General features: G+C 59.5%; 1 protein-coding gene. It reads left to right on the forward strand.

The window, feature by feature from the left end:
* Window positions 1–10: 10 nt before the first annotated feature.
* A partial coding sequence (locus A5652_RS16290; protein ID WP_255361845.1) for a multicopper oxidase family protein occupies window positions 11–637 on the forward strand: 627 nt, incomplete at its 3' end.

The following is a 637-nucleotide window of genomic DNA, read 5'->3' on the forward strand; positions in this document are numbered from 1 at the left end:
ACTGCCCGGCATGATCACAAGGGCTTGGACATACGGCGGAACATTTCCGGGCCCGACCATCATGTCACGCACCGGCCGGCGCACCGTGATTCGTCACCGCAACACCCTACCCGTGCCCGTTGCAGTGCACTTACATGGCGGCCATACCCCGCCCGACCATGACGGTTATCCGCTTGACCTCATCGATCCGCAAACGCCGGAAAGCATGAGTGCGCACACCCATATGGTTCATGGGATGTCGCGCAACTCCGTTGTCGGACAACGCGAATACATCTACCCGATGCAACAACGCGCGGCGACACTGTGGTACCACGACCATCGCATGAGCTATACCGGCCAATCCGTTTGGCGAGGACTCGCCGGCTTCCACATCGTCCGAGATGATGAAGAACAGAGTCTGCCGCTGCCGAATGGACCTCGTGATATCCCGCTGATGATCGCCGATCGGTCATTCGCCGCGGATGGCGCCTTCCAATATCCACTCACCGAAGCCGGTGACGTTGCGACTGAATACATGAACGGTGTGCTTGGCGACGTCATCTTGGTCAATGGTGCGCCATGGCCGGTGCGTGACATGATGGTCGGGCCCGGAAATGTTCCGCCGTATGTCCAAGCCCTTGTGATCATGCCGGGCAGT

This window comes from Mycobacterium sp. 1165178.9 (assembly GCF_001673555.1).
Lineage (GTDB): Bacteria > Actinomycetota > Actinomycetes > Mycobacteriales > Mycobacteriaceae > Mycobacterium.